Source organism: Hymenobacter defluvii, assembly GCF_017589435.1.
Classification (GTDB): domain Bacteria; phylum Bacteroidota; class Bacteroidia; order Cytophagales; family Hymenobacteraceae; genus Hymenobacter; species Hymenobacter profundi.
Genome location: NZ_JAGETX010000002.1, coordinates 293,078 through 309,783 on the forward strand (window position 1 = coordinate 293,078; position 16,706 = coordinate 309,783).

Sequence of the window (16,706 nt, forward strand, 5' to 3'; positions counted from 1 at the left end):
AAACACGGCCTTTGCCTTTATTGCGGTGGACCGGCTACGGCACCTGTACCTTGTCCTGATACGTGAACTTGCGGTCGATTTTATCGAACGGCTTACCATCTACTTCGGCGTAGGGGTAGATAAAGTAGTTCAGCGGGTCGCCCTGTTGCGGGGGCGTCAGGGTCAGGTCGCGGCCGCGGGTGAATTCCACGCGGTTTTCATCGTGCGCGCCGAAAAAGTACTGGCGGCGGTCCGGGTTCTTGGCTGCCTCGGAAGCATCGACGGGCACCCAGCCAGTTTGCTTGGTGTAGAACTCGGCCCAGCAGTGGTAGCCCTGCACCTGGCCGCTCCCCCGCTCGGAGGGTAGGGGGAAGCCAATGCTGAAACGCGCCGGGATACCCAGCGCCCGGCAATAGCCGATAAAAATAGCGTGGAAGTCGGTGCAGTTGCCGCGGCGGGCGTCGCAGGCGTAGTAGATGTCGCCGCGGCCCCAGCCCTGGCCGGTTTTGTCGTACTGCACGGTGCTGACTACGTGGTTGTAGATGGCGCGGGCTTTTTCGAGGTCGGTTTTGGCGTTGGCCTTGGTCACTACCTCCGTGGCCCAAGTCTTGATCTGGGCATCAATGGGCACTAGGCGGTCGGGTTGGAGCCACCGAGCCATATTGGGGTCATTTGCTTCGGCCTTGGTAGGCTTGCGACCCGCGCTCAAAAACGGATTCAGGTGCTCGCGACGCACGGCCTGAAACTGTAGCTTCACCGTGAAACCATCGGCTGGGGGCTGCGCCACGCGCAGGTGCACCATCTGGTTATTGTAGGGGCCAGTCGCTATTTCGTAGCGATACGGCGAGGTGATGCTTACCCCGGTAATTTCCTGCGACTTATCGTCGTGCGGCACGGGGAGCCACAGGTCCAGGTAGTGCGTGGTAGCGGGTAGGTCGTGGAGCGTGGCGGTGTATTCCACGGCTACCGTGCGGGTGCGAGGCGCCGTTGACGACGACTGCGCAAACACCATAGATTGGCTGATAAGCCCTAGAGCAGCTACCAGGGTAGCCACCCGCGCCGGCCGGCGCGATCCCCGTTCTCGAATTTTCACGTATTGCTTCTTAAATAGTATAAACAAGGCCAAGGGCCATTCCTTGCAAAGATACGAGCAAATGGCTTCGCTCGTAGGAAAGTGGTTCGGAACCAAGTACTTTCCCGAGAGCGTTGGCATCTGCCTGCCGGACATACCGTAACTTTAACTCCGTCTGTCAGTAAAGGGAGGCGGGCATCCTTTCGTTATATTCTTCTATGTTTTTGCTGCGGCCGCGTGTGTATTTTCTGGTAGGGCTGCTGCTGATGTTGAGTACGCTGTCGGCGGTGGCGCAGCAGGTGCGCTTTGCTGGGCGCGTGACGGAAGCCAAGTCTGGCAAGGCCGTGCCGTTTGCCTCGGTGTTTGTGCCGGGCTCCAGCCAAGGCACCACAGCCGACGAAAACGGCCGCTTCACCCTCACCGTGGCACAGCCCGTCGATTCGCTGGGGGCTTCGGCGCTGGGGCTTACACCATTGAAGAAAGCCGTGGGGATGCAACCCACGCAGACCGTCAATTTTGCCCTGGCCGGCGGGGGCGGCTTCACCTTAGGAGAAGTAACAATACGCCCGCCCGGCGAGGTCGAAAACCCGGCTTACCGCATCCTGCGGCTAGTGCAGGTGCATAAAAACGAGAACAACAAGCGCAGTCTCAACACCTACGATTTCGACAGCTACAACCGCCTCCAGGTGTTTCTGGCCAACATGCCCCGCGACCCGGAGGAAGGTAGCCTATTTCAAAAAATCCAGGATGTAGCCGATAGCCTGGGCGCGCTGGGCGATAGCACCAGCGGGCGGGTGGCCCTACCTATTTTCGCTTCCGAAGCCATTTCGCGCTTCTACGTGCAGTCGCAGCCGCGCCTAACGCGTGAGGAAATCCAGCATACGCAGATGCACGGCCTGGCCCCACGCGAGGGCTCGGTGCTGTCGCAGATTATGGGCACCTCGTTTCAGGACTGGGATTTTTACCGCAACTGGCAGCAGTTGTTGGGTAAGGATTTCATCTCGCCCATTGCCGACGGCTGGAAATTCACCTACGAATACGAGCTGCAGGACTCGGTGTTCCTGGGTTCTGAGTATTGCTACCGCATTGCCGTGGAGCCGCGCCGGCCGGCCGACCTGGCCTTTACGGGCTTAATTTGGATCAACGCCGAAACCTACGCCCTGCGCCGCGTGGATTTGAAGGTGAGTCCCTCCGTGAATCTCAATTTCGCCGACAACATTGTGGTGCAGCAGGACATGGTGGCCTCCTCGGCCGGGCCGGGCCTGCCGCGCCGCACGCACGTGGAACTGGGCGTGAAGCCCCTCAAGAAAAGTCCGGCTTTCCGGGCCGAGTTCACCACCATCAACTCCGATTTTGTGGTGAACCAGGACCGTCCGGCCGAGTTCTACAACCTGCCCATTGAAACTCTGGCCAGCGCCTACGAAACGCCGCCCGGTTTCTGGGAGGCTAACCGCCCCGATACGCTCACGACCCGCGAGCAAGGCACCTTCGCTACCCTCGACTCGGTGCAGCGCCTACCCGAGGTGCGCACGGTGCTCGATATCATGGACATTGCCGTGAATGGCTACTACCGTGCGGGCAAGCTGGACCTGGGACCGGTGCTGAGCACCTACGCCTTCAACAGCATCGAAGGCCACCGCTTTCAGCTCGGCTTTCGGACCACGCCCGCCATTAGCCGCAACTGGCTGCTGCGCACCTATCTGGCCTACGGCACCCGCGACGGCCTCTTCAAGTATGGCGCGCAGGTCAGTCGCATTCTGGACCGCCGCACCTGGACGGTAGCCACCGTAGAGCGTCGGCACGATATCGAGCAGATTGCCCTCCTGGACAATGCTTACGCGCTGGAAAACCCATTGTTTGAGGCCTCGGCGCGCTTGGGCAACATTCGTAGCAGCCGGCCACTACTGCGCGAGCTGAGCAGCGTATCCCTGCAAAGCGACCTGTTCCGGGGATTCACGCAGAAGGTGATTCTTCGCCACCAGCAGTTCCGTCCGCTCTACCCCTTTGCTTACTATACCGACGTACCCGTGCCCGGTGCCCCCACCGAAGACAATTTTACTTTGTCGGAAGTTGTGGTGGAGTCGCGCTATGCCCGCGACCAGGTGCTGGTGCAGAGTCAGACGCAAAACCGCCGCTACTCTATTGGGCTGATGCGTTGGCCGGTGTTTACGCTCCGCTACACGGTGGGCCTCAACAACGTGCTGGGTAGCGATTTCAAATACCAAAAGCTGAATTTTCTGGTAACGCAAAGTGTGAAATTAGGCCAACTCGGCCGCACCGATTACATTCTGGACGCGGGCTACATTCCGAGCACGGTGCCCTACCCCCTGCTCAAAAACCACCTCGGTAACCAAACGCCCTTTTACAATGCCGGCGCCTATAATCTGATGCGGTACTTTGAGTTTGTGAGCGACAAATACGTGGCGCTCAAGCTCGAAAACCACTTGGATGGCTTTCTTATCAACAGCGTGCCGCTGCTGCGCAAGCTGAACTGGCGCCTACTGGTAACTGGCAACGTGCTGTATGGGGGAATTAGCAGGGCTAACCGCGCCATTAACCCCACCGAAAACCAGTTTGGTGAGCCGCTCCCTACCTTCCAGGCGCTAGGCCGGGCACCCTATGCCGAGCTAGGCTATGGCGTTGAGAATATCTTTAGGGTAGTGCGTGTCGATTTCATTCACCGCCTCACCTACCGCGACTCCCCCGGCGCCCGGAATTTCGGCGCTAAAGTCAGCTTTCAGTTCAAGCTGTGATTCTGTGCTACACGCGCTGTCATCCTGAGAGGAGCGAAGGACCTTCTCACGCATGAAAGATACTCGTAACAACGACTTGTTCATGCGTGAGAAGGTCCTTCGCTCCTCTCAGGATGACAAACGAAAAAAACAACCTCTACTTCGCGCGCATATCTAGCGTGCTGAGCAGGTCTTTCACTGCTTGGTTCAACTTTGGGTTGCTGCGTAGGCGGTTGTTTAGCTGAGGATCCGTTTCGAGGGTACCGAAGTAGGTGGCAAAGCTGGAGTTTTGCAGCCGTGCCCGCACGCCAGCCTTTTCGCGCGAGCTAAGCCCAGCCATCCACTGCGCATAGGTAGGGCGCAACTGCTGCGCCTGCTGACGCAATGGAGCGCCTTCCTTCTGCAAAATGGCAATGGCCTCGGCATCGTTGGTCGCCGATAAAGCCCGTTGGACTACGGCCATCATATCAGCTCCCAGTCGATTGAATTTCGTTTCGGCTGGGTTTTGCTGATAATGCTCAACGGCAGTAAGTCCGGCTGTTGTTGGGGCTTCGGGCACGGCTACCAGCAGCGCCAACGTAAGCAGAGGGGAATAGGTCATGGGCGGGAGAGAAGAGGGGAAGGAGTTGAACCGTGGTTCTTTAACACAAACGAAATATAGCGGCAAACGGATGCTGTAGCCCATGCTCTGCTAATTTTGTTTCTTCGCAGGTATGAAGAAGCCCTCGCCTCCAAAGCGCCCTACCATCTACCTACCCGAAAACACTTTTGAACGCTGGACAGCCGATCAGCTCAAGGTAGAGACCGAATGGGAGCAGTGCTTATTTGTTGATTGCAACTTCACGGAAGCAGATTTGCGGCATAAGCGCTTCATCGACTGCCGCTTCGAGCGGTGCAACCTTTCGCTGGCTACCCTCACCGGTGCGGGCCTACAGGGCGTGCAGTTTATGGAGTGCAAGCTCACGGGCGTACAATTCGCAGCCTGCCAGGATATGCTGTTTAGCGTCGATTTTGACAAATGCCAGCTGCACTACGCCAGCTTCGCGGGCAAGAAGCTGCGGGGCACCTCCTTCCGGCATTGCTCCTGCACCGAAGCCGACTTCACCCAGGCTGACCTCAGCAACGCTTCATTTGCGCACGCTACCCTCGGCCGAGCAATTTTTCACCACACGCAGCTCAGCGGCGCCGATTTCACCACTGCCACCGATTTCACCATCGACCCGGAGAATAATCCGTTGCGCAGTGCCCGTTTCACAGTAGCCGGACTTGTAGGTCTGGTTGGCAAATATGATTTGGTGATAGAGTAGGCCGTCTTTAGTTCAGCCACACCTCTGCTACCACAGCAAAACGCTGCGGCCCGAAGGCATTATAGTAGGGCGCTTCGCCTTCGAAATTCAGCACGTGCACCAGCTCCATGCCTTCCAGACGGCTGGGCACCACGCGGATAGGGTACAGCGTGCCCTCCTCGGGCCAGTCGCCGCGGTGGTTGAGGGGACGGTCGGAGGCATCGGTGCAATACGCATAGTGCACGACCGGCAGGTGCCGGGTGGCCGCGGCCATATCCAGGTTAGCTACTTCGTGTGACATAAGCATGGGGATAAGATGCCTGTAAAAACCCTATTCCTTCCGAATAGTTTCCTGCCGTGTTAGGCAGGCCTGCGGGCAAGTAACGGAAATAAAGAAAAAGGCCAAACGATTCTTGTGAATCGTTTGGCCTTTTCTCGAGGTAGCGGGGACTGGACTCGAACCAGTGACCTTTGGGTTATGAGCCCAACGAGCTACCAACTGCTCCACCCCGCACTGTTTGGTGATGCAAATGTAGGAATTTTATCGATAAAGCACACTTTACAGTTACAAAAACCTGTAATTAATTACTGAATGCCTGATTATCAAATCGTTATTTTTTAACTAACCTACCATCAAAATCGGCTTGTGATGCCAAAGTGAATTTTGGAAGCATTTAAGGAGAAGGATTGGTCGCGGGTGCGCCCCACGGAATACACGAACTGAAACAGGCCGGCGCCGGTGCGGAAGCTCAGGCCGGCACCCAGCCCTGTGGGGGCATCTTGTCGGAAATCGTTGGTGAGGTCGCGGCGGATGTAGGCTTGGTCCACGAACAGGAATACGTAGGCCTCGTTGCCTGTAAATTGCCGGAATTCGGCGGTGCCCACGGCATATTGACTAGCGTAGAAGTTGAACTCGTTGAAGCCCCGCAGGGTAGCCAAACCGCCTACCCGGTATAGGTCGTTTAGGAACAGGCGTTGGTTGAACAGTGCCTCGCCGTGCACCCGTGTGAGCAGCACGCCTTGCTGGCCCACGCGGTAGTAGCGCTCGGCGCGGCCGCTCATCCCTACCTGCGTGGAGCGCAGAGCCAGCCCCGCGTACAGCTCCTCGTTCAGCTCGGGGTTGCGGCTGATGCGCTTGTTGCCCACGTTGCCTTGCACGGCCACCAGCACGCCCCGGCGCGGAAACAGCAGATCATCAAGCGAATTCCAGGTGTAGCTGAGGCCGTAATTGGTGTATTCGGAGTCGATGTTGTCGGGGAGGGCAGTGCGCTTGTCCAGCAGCGTATCGAGCAGGCGGGAGCTGCGCAGCTCCGTAAAAACGGTGAGGCGCCCGGCCCGCGGCGTGGGGTAGGTAACCTGGAGGCGCGGCCGGATGGTCAGGAAGGCGTCGTTTTGCCGGTATAGGTTGAACGTGCCGGCCACTTCCAGCGGCGTACCGAAGAAATTGGGGTGCACGTACTGCGCATCCAGCTGCTGAGAAGCCGCGTCTACCTTCCGCCACTGCAACCCCAGTTGCTTACCGCCGCCTTTGATGTTGCGCAGGTTAATGGTGACGTCGCCGGTGAGCTGCACGCGGTTTTGGGTGGCCGTGGGGTTGGGATTGGGCAGCACGCCCACAATGGCATCGAACTGGTTAGCCGAGCGGTCGGCCAGCAGCAGGTACACCCGCGCCCTACCCCTGGCAAAGCGCACCTCGGGCTCGGCCTTCACTTGCAGGTAGGGCAGCTGGCGCAACAGCTGGGCGGCTGCCTCTACCCGTTGCTGACTGAAAGGCTGATTGGGAAAGATTTGCAGGTACTTAATTAGGAAGTTGCGCCGCGTTTTGGTCGCGCCAATCACTTCCAGCGAATCAAAGACGATAACTGGGCCACGGTCCAGCACCACCCGGCCGTCCACTTCGTTGCCCCGCAGCTCCACCGAATCGAGGCGCACGGTGGCGAAGGGGTAGCCCTGGTTTTCGGCCTCGGCCAGAATACGCTCCTGCAAGCGGGTCCACTCCCCGGGCACGAAGGGGCGGCCCGTGAAAAACCGCTCCCGGTAGCCAGCGCGCGTCAGCAGGGCGTCGCCGAGGTTGCCGTTGCGCAGGCGTGCCCACCGAAACTGTTCGCCTACGTATAAATCGGCCACCAGCGTGTCGCGCGACCAGTGCAGCTGGTCGGCGGAGGCAGTGAGGTAGGCATTGGCTTGCAGGGCCAGTACCACCTCGCGCACGGTGCGCAGGGCCGTGAGCGAATCGGGCGCCGTGGGGCGGTAGCGGTAGCGGCGCAACACGGCCTGGTCGGCGGCATCGGCCGTGCGCAGGCGCACAAACCGAGGAATTTTGCGCGGCATGCGGCGCTTGGCGGTGGAGTCGGGCGCAGTTGCCTTGGGCGGCAGCGGGGGCGTTTGTAGGCTTGGCTGGTTGGGTAGGGTAGGGGTCACCTGCGCCCATACCGAGGTTGCCTGGCTGCTCAGCAGCCAGCCCACTAGGCAGAACACAAGGACACGAACGTACATTTGTAGGCTGATAACGTCGGCGCAACGCGCTTCCTTTCAAAAAGTCAGCCTAAAGTTACCTTTCCATTGTTGGTTGTGTTGTAGGTGAACAACGTCATTTCGGACAGCGGGAGAAATCTCGCCTGCCACGCTAACTCAACCATTAGGAAATTACTGGAAGCACGCGAGGTTTCTCTTCTCTGCTTGATGCGCAGAATGGTCGAAATGACGTTCTTCTGCTCCAATTACTAACACATGTCCGGCCTTTACCTTCATATTCCTTTCTGCAAACAGGCCTGCCACTATTGCGACTTCCATTTCAGCACCTCTATGGCGCTGAAAAGTCGGTTTGTGGAGGCCTTGACGCGGGAAATCCAGTTGCGCGCCGCTTACCTTGGCCCCACCCCTACCCTCCAGACCATCTACCTGGGCGGGGGCACGCCCTCGTTGCTGACGGCCACTGAGTTGGACACGATTTTCGCGGCCATTTACCAGCAGTTTGCGGTAGCGCCCGACGCCGAAATCACGCTGGAAGCCAACCCCGACGACCTCACGCCTACCAAACTGCGAGAGTTGGCAGCCTCACCCGTCAACCGCCTGAGCATTGGGTTGCAGAGCTTCCACGAGCCGCACCTGCGCCTAATGAACCGTGCGCATTCGGCACAGGAGTCTGGCCAAGCGGTGCGGGCGGCACAGGACGCGGGTTTCGAGAATATTTCGGTGGATCTGATTTACGGAGTGCCTGCCCCTACCCACGCCTTGTGGGAGCAGGACATGGCCGCGGCCTTTGCGCTGGGAGTGCCGCACCTGTCGTGCTACGCCCTTACCATCGAGCCGGGTACCGTGTTTGGGCATCGCCTGAAAAAAGGCACCATGCAGGCCCCGCCCGATGAGTTTGTGGCGCAGCAATTTGAACTGCTCCTCACCGAAATGGCCCGGCACGGCTATCAGCAGTACGAAATCAGCAATTTCTGCCAGCCCGGCCGCGAGTCGCGCCACAACTCGGCCTACTGGCGCGGCGTGCCCTACCTGGGGCTAGGACCCAGCGCGCACTCCTTCGACGGTCACACCCGGCAGTACACCGTGGCCAACAACGCCCGCTACGTAACGGCAGTGCTGGAGCACGACGAGGTACCGGCCACCGTGGAAAACCTCTCCGCCCAGGACCGCGCCAACGAGTACCTGATGACTAGCCTGCGCACCGCCCGCGGCTGCGACCTGGCGCACCTGCGCGACGCGCTCGGCCTAGATCTGCCGGCGCAGCAAGGCGCCTACCTCCGGCAGTTGCAAGCCGACGGTTGGGCCACGCTGCACCACGATGTGCTGGTCCTTACTGACCAAGGCAAGCTGCTAGCCGATCATATCACGCTGGCGCTGTTTCAGTAGCGTTGCGGCGCTCATCTATTTTCGGTGAATTCGAGAAATTCGGCGTAAATCTGTAGTAATGGAACGCTTGATAGATGCTTTGGCGGACAACGCCGATTTCTTTGTGGAGCAGGTACAGATTACGGCCATCGTGTTCGACAACACGAATGACGTAACGGTATGGGCTACCACGTTTTTCGACAACACTCTGTATTTCTTTCATTTGGGCTTGCAGTTTCAGTCGCTGGATCTGCTGCTGCGCTTGGCCGGCGACCGGACCGAGGCCCTACAGGAACAGGTAGCCGAAGCCCTGGCCACCGTAACGGAGTGGCCCTGCCTGCTCGAATACAATACCCCCGAAGCGCCCCCCGTGCCCCTACCCGGCGTAGCGCTCAAACTGGCCTGCACCTACCCCGCCGATGGTCCGGACGACGAGGAAGAAGAAATTTCATTCGTGCAGCTACCCTCGGATGTTGATGAGTCGGAAGAGTTTGAGGAAGAAGAAGATTTCGACGATGAGCGCCCCCACAACATCTTCTACCTCGAAGGCATCTTCCTGCGCCTGGAGCCCTAATCACGGATTAGGACGGATTTAAACGAATTTCATGGATTTTGTGGCCGATTTCGCTAAACAACCACTACCTGATTCTCCCACAAAATTCGTGTAATCCGATGAATTCGAGCGAATCTGTGGTTCAGACAACATCCACGATGAAGGTATATCTGCTACCGGGGCTGGGCGCCGATGAGCGCATTTTCCGCTACTTGCAGCCGCGCTTGCACGCCGAAACCCAGGTGCTGCCGTGGCTCACGCCTGAGCCCCGCGAAACCCTACCCCACTACGTAGCTCGCATGGCCGAGCGGGTGGCGACAGACGAGCATTGCCTGCTGGTGGGCGTATCGTTTGGCGGGGTGGTGGCCCTGGAAATGTGCCGACTGCGGCCCCTGGCCCGTCCCGTACTCATCAGCAGCATTCCAGATGCCGATTGCCTGCCGCCGCTCCTGCGCATTATCCGTAATACGGGCGTGTATAAGTTGGTGCCGCCGCAATTGTTGAAGCTGCTACCCCGCGTGGGGCAGTGGTATTTCGATATCAGCAACGGCGAAGCTTACCAACTGTTCCGCGAGATTCTGCGCGATATGGAACCTGTGTATACTCGTTGGGCCATCCATCGGCTGCTGCACTGGGACAGCACTGATATTGGTCAGGGCGTGCAGATACTGGGCACCCGCGACCGGGTGTTCCCGCCCGGCCCCTCCTCCGTCGACTACCTCATTCCCGGCGGCGGCCACTTCATGGTGCTTACGCACGCTGAGGAAATCAGCGTTATTTTGAATGGGATGCTGAAGTCAGCAAGTCACTTGTTATAAAAGGCGCCTGTCATCCTGAGCAGAGCGAAAGATGACAGACAAGTCAAGATTTTACTCCTCTACATGCTCGCTACCTACCCCTACCACGGCCGCACATACTCTTTCGACCCTAGCGCGCCGTTGGATATTTCCCTACCCTTGGCGCCTGGCCTAGAGCAGGTGAACTGTTTCTGGGCCGAGCCGGTGGAGGTAGAAACCATCCGAGTAGGCGATTTTGTAGGCAGCGTAGCCGAAGGGGGTAGCACCAACTACAAGCGCGTACACCTCACGCCCCACGGCAACGGCACGCATACGGAGTGTTACGGCCATATCTCGGCCGAGCCGGATGCATTACTCAGCAATTGCTTACGCCGCTTTCTGTTTGTGGCCCGGCTGGTATCGGTGCAGCCGCGCCCTCTACCCAACGGCGACCAGGTAGTGCTGCTGGCCGACGTGCAGCGCGAGTTGGAGAAAGGCCCCGACGCAGCCATCATGCCCGAGGCGCTTGTATTGCGCACCTTGCCCAACCATCGGGCAAAGCGTACTCGTCATTACTCTGGCACCAACCCTACCTATCTGGAGCCTGCCTTAGCACACTACCTCGCCAAGCGCCACATAGAGCATCTATTAGTAGACCTGCCCAGCGTAGACCGCGAGGAGGATGGCGGCCAGTTAATGGCCCACCATGCCTTTTGGCAGTATCCTCACGCTACGCGGCATACAGCCACCATCACGGAACTGATCTTTGTGCCTGATGCGGTGGAGGATGGCCTCTACCTACTCAATCTGCAAATTACAAGTCTAGTGTTGGACGCCAGTCCCAGCAAACCCATCCTCTACGCGCTTTTGAAATAGCACTTGGTAAGCCCACGATGCGCAAAGGGGCCATCCATGTGGATGGCCCCTTTGGGTATAATCAACTGTTACTATCTACTCGGCAGCAGCGGCGTTGGCCGAAGTGGTTACTTCCGAAGCAACTACCTCACCAGGAACAACCGATACGAACGAACGGTCGCCACGGCCCTTGCGGAACTGTACCGTGCCGTCGATCATAGCGAACAGGGTGTGGTCCTTGCCGATACCCACGTTCTGGCCGGGGTGGTGCTTGGTACCACGTTGACGCACGATGATGTTGCCGGAGATGATGCTCTGACCACCGTAGATTTTCACGCCAAGGCGCTTGCTATGCGATTCGCGGCCGTTGTTAGACGAGCCGACACCTTTCTTGTGTGCCATGTTTTTTTAAGCTTTTAGCTAGTGGCTGTAGGCCGTTAGCTTTCTGTGTAAAGCGCAAGCTAGTCAAATTGCCAGCTAATGGCTAAAGGCCATCAGCTAATAGCTATTGAAAAACTAGCCGATGCTGTTGATTTGTACTTTGGTGTAGTCCTGACGGTGACCGTTTAACTTACGGTGACCTTTACGACGCTTCTTCTTGAATACCAATACTTTGTCGCTCTTTACGTGCGCTAGGATGGTACCCGTTACTTTCACGTCCAGGGTGGGAGCACCAATGGAGATGGTGCCGTTATCATCGGTCAGCAGGGCATTGCCCAGCTCTACCGAGTCGCCGACGTTGCCAGCCAGCTTGTGGGTGTAAACGAACTTGTCGGCTTCGACCTTGGTCTGCTTGCCAGCTATATCGACGATTGCGTACATCAGTGTCTTCGCGGTTTCTGAAAAATGGAAGGCAAAAGTACGCCGTTAAATTCAGAATTGCAAGCCTAACTCGCTAATCTTCATTTACTCGCCTTTTGCCAACGCTGATTTTTACCTGGCCTTTATGTGTAAACCTTCTATTAAGGAACACGCGAATACGAATTTTGTGGATAAACTACATTGTCCACACTCAAAATGTGGATAACTATTCTCTATTTGATAAGATTGGCTTTTTTCATCATCCCATTTTGAGAAAAACGCTCATCTGTTGAAATAGACCATACTAAAAAATTAACATACAAAAAATAACGTTCCACGGCCCAGTTCGGAAGCAGGTCGCCTATCTTTGAAGAAATGGTAAGTGCCCCACTCACCATTTTTGCAACAACCTTGTGCTTTTTGGCGTGTTGCATTACCGACCAGCTTGGCTGGTATTGTATCCTTACTCTGCTACTACTTACTTCAGCTTATGGAACCCTTACTGACCGAAAATCCCAACCGTTTCGTGCTGTTTCCCATTCAGCACAACGATATGTGGCAGATGTACAAGCAGGCAGAAGCCTCGTTCTGGACTGCCGAGGAAATTGACCTGGGTCAAGACCAAAAGGACTGGGATAATTTGAATGATGGCGAGCGGCACTTCATCTCCCACGTGCTGGCCTTCTTCGCCGCTTCCGACGGCATCGTAAACGAAAACCTGGCCGTCAACTTCATGCAGGAAGTGCAGTCGGCAGAAGCGCGCTGCTTCTATGGCTTCCAGGTGATGATGGAAAATATCCACTCTGAAACCTACTCGCTGCTGATTGACACCTATGTGAAAAATCCGCAGGAAAAAGACCGCCTGTTCAACGCCCTAGAAACCGTGCCGTGCGTGAAGAAGAAGGGTGACTGGGCCATCAAATGGATCAACTCCGAGAATTTCACCGAGCGCCTGATTGCCTTTGCGGCCGTGGAAGGCATCTTCTTCTCGGGCTCGTTCTGCTCTATTTTCTGGTTGAAAAAGCGTGGTTTGATGCCCGGCCTGACCTTCAGCAACGAGCTGATTTCGCGCGACGAAGGCCTGCACTGCGACTTCGCCTGCCTGCTCTACCGTGACCACCTCAACAACAAGCTGCCCGAGGCCCGCGTGCAGGAAATCATCCGCGACGCGGTGAGCATTGAGCAGGAGTTCGTGACCGACGCCCTACCCGTCAACCTGATTGGTATGAACTCCACTACCATGTCGCAGTACATCGAGTTTGTGGCCGACCGCCTGCTGGTGGCCCTGGGCTGTGGCAAGATCTACAACGCTACCAACCCTTTCGACTTCATGGAGATGATTTCGTTGCAGGGCAAAACCAACTTCTTCGAGAAGCGCGTGGCTGAATACCAGAAAGCCGGCGTGATGAGCGAGCGAAACGACAACGTTTTCTCGCTGGACGAGGATTTTTAAGGCATTTTATTTTCTAGAAGCCTTCTGAAACCGCCTGTCATCCTGAGCGGAGCGAAGGACCTTCTCACGTGGGCACGAGTCGTTGTTGCGATTTTTGTTCTGCCGTGAGAAGGTCCTTCGCTCCGCTCAGGATGACAGGTAGTTTTTTTGTGCCTACCCTACCCTACCCTACCCTACCCTACCCTACCTCCAAAAACTCCCACTGTGGATTTTGCGTCGCAATCAGCGCGTCTTTCTTTGCCCGCGTCCAGCCTTTTAGCTCTTTCTCGCGGCTGATAGCCGCTTTGCTGTCGGTGTATTCTTCGAAGTAGAGCAGGTTATAGCAGAAGTAGTGCCCGGCGAAGGTTTGGGTGGTGCCGCGGTTCTCGTAGTGCTGCGCGATGCGGTTGCGGAGGTCGTTGGTGATGCCGATATAGAGGACGTTGCGGGCGGGGTTGGTGGTGATATGACATAGTAGGGCATATTTCTTTTACAGTGTTATCGTCTGTCATCCTGAGCGGAGCGAAGGACCTTATGCCCGCAGGACGAGTCGTTGTTACGATGGTCGTTCTAGCGTGATAAGGTCCTTCGCTCCGCTCAGGATGACAGGTAGTTTTGAAAGGTAATGTACCAACGACTCGTTCTGCGGGCATAAGGTCCTTCGCAAGCTCAGGATGACAGACGATTTTCGGCTGTTCCTCCACGCTACGCCTACCTCCTACAATACCATTCCTCCGGCAAACTCGCAACCCTATTTTACTAGCAATATTTCATTGCTATATTCTTTAGTTTCTATGCAAAAAGCGGCTGAGCACTACCGCTTTGCGATTATGTGGAAAACTTCTAAAGGAAAGGTTTGTCCTACACCTTCGAGACGAATATCTTCCGACTATCAATAGTCGAAAAGTTCCTTCGGCTCACCTTTTCTCGAATCAGTGCCTGCGCCCCTCCAGGGTAGGGCTTCGCTTATCCTAACCCATCAAACCGCTACGCCTATGTTGGTAATCAAACGCGACGGTCGCCGCGAATCCGTGAAATTCGATAAAGTAACGGCCCGCATTGAAAAGCTCTGCTACGGGCTGAATATGGATTTTGTGTCGCCGATTGAGGTGGCCAAGAAGGTGATTGACGGCATTTACGACGGCGTGACCACCGTGGAGCTGGACAACCTGGCCGCTGAAACCGCCGCCTCGCTCACCACCAAGCACCCCGACTACGCCATTCTGGCCGCCCGCATTGCGGTGAGCAACCTGCATAAGGTGACCTCGAAGTCGTTTTCGAGCACCATGAAGCGCCTCTACACCTACGAGGACCCCAAGAATGGCGAAAACGCTTCGCTGCTGGCCAAGGACGTGTGGGAAGTGATTCACAACCACGCCCATACGCTGGACTCGGCCATCATCTACGACCGCGACTATAACTACGACTTCTTCGGCTTTAAGACGCTGGAGCGTTCCTACCTGCTGCGCCTCGATGGCAAGATTGTGGAGCGTCCCCAGCATATGCTGATGCGCGTATCGGTAGGTATTCACAAGAACGACATCGACTCGGTTATCAAGACCTACAACATGATGTCGGAGCGGTGGATGACGCACGCTACGCCTACCCTGTTCAACGCCGGCACGCCCAAGCCGCAGATGTCGTCGTGCTTCCTGCTCACGATGAAGGACGACTCCATTGAGGGCATCTACGACACGCTGAAGAACTGCGCGCTGATTTCGCAGTCGGCGGGTGGTATTGGCCTGGCTGTGCACAACGTGCGCGCTACGGGTTCTTACATCAAAGGCACCAACGGCAACTCCAATGGCCTGGTGCCCATGCTGAAGGTGTTCAACGACACGGCCCGCTACGTGGACCAGGGCGGCGGCAAGCGCAAGGGCGCTTTCGCTATCTACTTGGAGCCCTGGCACGCCGATATTTTCGACTTCCTGGACCTGAAGAAAAACCACGGCAAGGAGGAAAACCGCGCCCGCGACCTGTTCTATGCCCTCTGGACGCCTGACCTGTTTATGAAGCGCGTGGAGGAAAACGGCACTTGGACGCTGATGTGCCCCCACGAGTGCCCCGGCCTGGATACCACCTGGGGCCCCGAGTTTGAGCGCCTATACACGCACTACGAGAAGGAAGGCCGCGGCCGCAAGACCATCAAGGCACAGGAGCTGTGGTTTGCCATCCTGGAAAGCCAGACCGAGACCGGCACGCCCTACATGCTGTTTAAGGACGCCGCCAATGGCAAGAGCAACCAGCAGAACCTGGGCGTGATTAAGTCGTCGAACCTGTGCACCGAGATTATGGAGTACACCGACAAGGACGAAATTGCGGTGTGCAACCTGGCCTCGCTGGCCCTACCCCGCTACCTCGTGACGGATGCGCAGGGCAACACCACCTTCGACCACGACAAGCTGTACGAGGTAACGTACCAGACCACGCTGAACCTGAACAAGGTGATTGACGTGAACTACTACCCCGTGCCCGAGACGCAGCGCAGCAACTTCCGCCACCGCCCCATCGGGCTGGGCGTGCAGGGCCTGGCCGACACGTTTATTGCGCTGCGGATGCCGTTTGAGAGCGACGAAGCGATGGGCCTAAACAAGGACATCTTCGAGACCATCTACTTCGCGGCCATGACGGCCTCCAAGGACCTGGCCATGAAGGATGGGCACTACGAGACTTTCCCCGGTTCGCCGCTGAGCCAGGGCAAGTTCCAGTTCGATCTGTGGAACGTAACGCCCGACTCGGGCCGGTGGGACTGGGAAACGCTGCGCGCCGAGGTAGTGGAGCACGGCGTGCGCAACTCGCTGCTGGTAGCGCCTATGCCTACCGCCAGCACGGCGCAAATCCTGGGCAACAACGAATCGTTTGAGCCTTACACGAGCAACATTTACGTGCGGCGCGTGCTCTCGGGCGAGTTCATGGTAGTGAACAAGCACCTGCTGAAAGACCTGGTGGCCCTGAACCTGTGGAGCGACCAGATGAAGCAGGAAATTATTGCCGCCAACGGCTCGGTGCAGAACATCGACCGGATTCCGCAGCACATCAAGGACCTGTATAAGACGGTGTGGGAAATCTCGCAGCGCCGCATCATTGATATGTCGGCCGACCGGGGCGCGTACATCTGCCAGAGCCAGAGCCTGAACCTGCACGTGCAAAACGTGAACTTCGGCAAGCTCACCAGCATGCACTTCCACAGCTGGAAGCGCGGTCTGAAAACCGGCATGTACTACCTGCGCACCAAAGCCGCCGCCGACGCCATCAAGTTCACGGTGGAGAAACAAGCCGCCGAAACCCTGGAGCCGGTCTACGCCAACGTCGCCCAGAACCAAAGCGACATGAGCTGCTCGCTGGATAATCCGGACGCCTGCGAGGCTTGCGGGTCGTAG

General features: G+C 57.2%; 16 protein-coding genes and 1 tRNA gene. 8 read left to right on the forward strand and 9 right to left on the reverse strand.

Going from position 1 to position 16,706, the window contains the following annotated elements; translation table 11 throughout:
• Positions 1–34 precede the first annotated feature (34 nt).
• On the reverse strand, positions 35–1,072 hold the full coding sequence (locus tag J4D97_RS05335) for a transglutaminase-like domain-containing protein (protein WP_347879324.1): 1,038 nt from the start codon (positions 1,070–1,072) through the stop codon (positions 35–37).
• Positions 1,073–1,269: 197 nt separating this feature from the next.
• Between J4D97_RS05335 and J4D97_RS05340 the strand changes: the two genes are divergently transcribed.
• Positions 1,270–3,804, forward strand: a complete 2,535-nt coding sequence (locus tag J4D97_RS05340; protein WP_208306687.1) for a DUF5686 family protein — start codon at positions 1,270–1,272, stop codon at positions 3,802–3,804.
• A gap of 136 nt (positions 3,805–3,940) precedes the next feature.
• Here the strand turns inward: J4D97_RS05340 and J4D97_RS05345 are convergent, their stop codons facing one another.
• A complete protein-coding gene (locus J4D97_RS05345; protein ID WP_208306688.1) occupies positions 3,941–4,384 on the reverse strand; it encodes a hypothetical protein in 444 nt (147 codons plus the stop codon).
• Positions 4,385–4,496: 112 nt separating this feature from the next.
• On the opposite strand from J4D97_RS05345, the gene J4D97_RS05350 reads away from it, so the two are divergent.
• Entirely contained in the window at positions 4,497–5,090 is a 594-nt protein-coding gene (locus J4D97_RS05350) for a pentapeptide repeat-containing protein (protein ID WP_208306689.1), read from the forward strand.
• Between the two features lie 7 nt (positions 5,091–5,097).
• Here J4D97_RS05350 and J4D97_RS05355 read toward each other — a convergent pair whose 3' ends face one another.
• The 3 genes from J4D97_RS05355 to J4D97_RS05365 all read right to left on the reverse strand — a co-directional run bounded on the left by J4D97_RS05355 (position 5,098) and on the right by J4D97_RS05365 (position 7,565).
• On the reverse strand, positions 5,098–5,370 hold the full coding sequence (locus J4D97_RS05355) for a hypothetical protein (protein WP_185281614.1): 273 nt from the start codon (positions 5,368–5,370) through the stop codon (positions 5,098–5,100).
• 140 nt (positions 5,371–5,510) lie between these two features.
• Positions 5,511–5,583 (reverse strand) — tRNA-Met (locus tag J4D97_RS05360).
• A 119-nt stretch (positions 5,584–5,702) separates the two neighbouring features.
• Positions 5,703–7,565 (reverse strand): BamA/TamA family outer membrane protein, encoded by a 1,863-nt coding sequence (locus J4D97_RS05365; protein WP_208306690.1) that lies wholly within the window; start codon positions 7,563–7,565, stop codon positions 5,703–5,705.
• A gap of 234 nt (positions 7,566–7,799) precedes the next feature.
• On the opposite strand from J4D97_RS05365, the gene hemW reads away from it, so the two are divergent.
• From hemW to J4D97_RS05385, 4 genes are all read left to right on the forward strand, one after another.
• Positions 7,800–8,930 (forward strand): radical SAM family heme chaperone HemW, encoded by a 1,131-nt coding sequence (hemW, locus tag J4D97_RS05370; protein ID WP_208306691.1) that lies wholly within the window; start codon positions 7,800–7,802, stop codon positions 8,928–8,930.
• Positions 8,931–8,988: 58 nt separating this feature from the next.
• Positions 8,989–9,483, forward strand: a complete 495-nt coding sequence (locus J4D97_RS05375; RefSeq protein WP_208306692.1) for a hypothetical protein — start codon at positions 8,989–8,991, stop codon at positions 9,481–9,483.
• Between the two features lie 137 nt (positions 9,484–9,620).
• Positions 9,621–10,280 carry an alpha/beta fold hydrolase gene (locus tag J4D97_RS05380; RefSeq protein ID WP_208306693.1) on the forward strand — a complete coding sequence of 220 codons (660 nt, stop codon included), beginning with the start codon at positions 9,621–9,623 and terminating at the stop codon, positions 10,278–10,280.
• A gap of 63 nt (positions 10,281–10,343) precedes the next feature.
• Positions 10,344–11,114, forward strand: coding sequence for a cyclase family protein (locus J4D97_RS05385; protein ID WP_208306694.1), 771 nt, complete (start codon positions 10,344–10,346; stop codon positions 11,112–11,114).
• Positions 11,115–11,189: 75 nt separating this feature from the next.
• On the opposite strand, the gene rpmA is transcribed toward J4D97_RS05385, so the two are convergent.
• From rpmA to J4D97_RS05400, 3 genes are all read right to left on the reverse strand, one after another.
• Complete coding sequence (gene rpmA / locus J4D97_RS05390) at positions 11,190–11,495, reverse strand: 50S ribosomal protein L27 (RefSeq protein WP_185281620.1); 306 nt, start codon at positions 11,493–11,495, stop codon at positions 11,190–11,192.
• 114 nt (positions 11,496–11,609) lie between these two features.
• Positions 11,610–11,915, reverse strand: a complete 306-nt coding sequence (gene rplU / locus J4D97_RS05395) for a 50S ribosomal protein L21 (RefSeq protein WP_185281621.1) — start codon at positions 11,913–11,915, stop codon at positions 11,610–11,612.
• 212 nt (positions 11,916–12,127) lie between these two features.
• The gene (locus J4D97_RS05400; RefSeq protein ID WP_208306695.1) at positions 12,128–12,328 is read right to left on the reverse strand and encodes a hypothetical protein; all 201 of its coding nucleotides are present in this window, start codon (positions 12,326–12,328) and stop codon (positions 12,128–12,130) included.
• 56 nt (positions 12,329–12,384) lie between these two features.
• On the opposite strand from J4D97_RS05400, the gene J4D97_RS05405 reads away from it, so the two are divergent.
• Positions 12,385–13,347: a ribonucleoside-diphosphate reductase small subunit gene (locus tag J4D97_RS05405; RefSeq protein WP_185281623.1), complete on the forward strand. Its 963-nt coding sequence runs from the start codon at positions 12,385–12,387 to the stop codon at positions 13,345–13,347.
• 178 nt (positions 13,348–13,525) lie between these two features.
• Here the strand turns inward: J4D97_RS05405 and J4D97_RS05410 are convergent, their stop codons facing one another.
• The gene (locus J4D97_RS05410) at positions 13,526–13,792 is read right to left on the reverse strand and encodes a GIY-YIG nuclease family protein (RefSeq protein WP_208306943.1); all 267 of its coding nucleotides are present in this window, start codon (positions 13,790–13,792) and stop codon (positions 13,526–13,528) included.
• A gap of 529 nt (positions 13,793–14,321) precedes the next feature.
• On the opposite strand from J4D97_RS05410, the gene J4D97_RS05415 reads away from it, so the two are divergent.
• The gene (locus J4D97_RS05415; protein WP_208306696.1) at positions 14,322–16,706 is read left to right on the forward strand and encodes a ribonucleoside-diphosphate reductase subunit alpha; all 2,385 of its coding nucleotides are present in this window, start codon (positions 14,322–14,324) and stop codon (positions 16,704–16,706) included.

Excerpts from the sequence above, each read along its gene's own strand:
- J4D97_RS05400 (WP_208306695.1), bottom strand. The coding sequence starts at position 12,328 with ATGCAACACGCCAAAAAGCACAAGGTTGTTGCAAAAATGGTGAGTGGG.
- J4D97_RS05385 (WP_208306694.1), top strand. The coding sequence starts at position 10,344 with ATGCTCGCTACCTACCCCTACCACGGCCGCACATACTCTTTCGACCCT.
- rpmA (WP_185281620.1), bottom strand. The coding sequence starts at position 11,495 with ATGGCACACAAGAAAGGTGTCGGCTCGTCTAACAACGGCCGCGAATCG.
- J4D97_RS05415 (WP_208306696.1), top strand. The coding sequence starts at position 14,322 with ATGTTGGTAATCAAACGCGACGGTCGCCGCGAATCCGTGAAATTCGAT.
- J4D97_RS05345 (WP_208306688.1), bottom strand. The coding sequence starts at position 4,384 with ATGACCTATTCCCCTCTGCTTACGTTGGCGCTGCTGGTAGCCGTGCCC.
- J4D97_RS05365 (WP_208306690.1), bottom strand. The coding sequence starts at position 7,565 with ATGTACGTTCGTGTCCTTGTGTTCTGCCTAGTGGGCTGGCTGCTGAGC.
- J4D97_RS05350 (WP_208306689.1), top strand. The coding sequence starts at position 4,497 with ATGAAGAAGCCCTCGCCTCCAAAGCGCCCTACCATCTACCTACCCGAA.
- J4D97_RS05405 (WP_185281623.1), top strand. The coding sequence starts at position 12,385 with ATGGAACCCTTACTGACCGAAAATCCCAACCGTTTCGTGCTGTTTCCC.
- J4D97_RS05340 (WP_208306687.1), top strand. The coding sequence starts at position 1,270 with ATGTTTTTGCTGCGGCCGCGTGTGTATTTTCTGGTAGGGCTGCTGCTG.
- J4D97_RS05355 (WP_185281614.1), bottom strand. The coding sequence starts at position 5,370 with ATGTCACACGAAGTAGCTAACCTGGATATGGCCGCGGCCACCCGGCAC.
- J4D97_RS05375 (WP_208306692.1), top strand. The coding sequence starts at position 8,989 with ATGGAACGCTTGATAGATGCTTTGGCGGACAACGCCGATTTCTTTGTG.
- hemW (WP_208306691.1), top strand. The coding sequence starts at position 7,800 with ATGTCCGGCCTTTACCTTCATATTCCTTTCTGCAAACAGGCCTGCCAC.
- rplU (WP_185281621.1), bottom strand. The coding sequence starts at position 11,915 with ATGTACGCAATCGTCGATATAGCTGGCAAGCAGACCAAGGTCGAAGCC.
- J4D97_RS05380 (WP_208306693.1), top strand. The coding sequence starts at position 9,621 with ATGAAGGTATATCTGCTACCGGGGCTGGGCGCCGATGAGCGCATTTTC.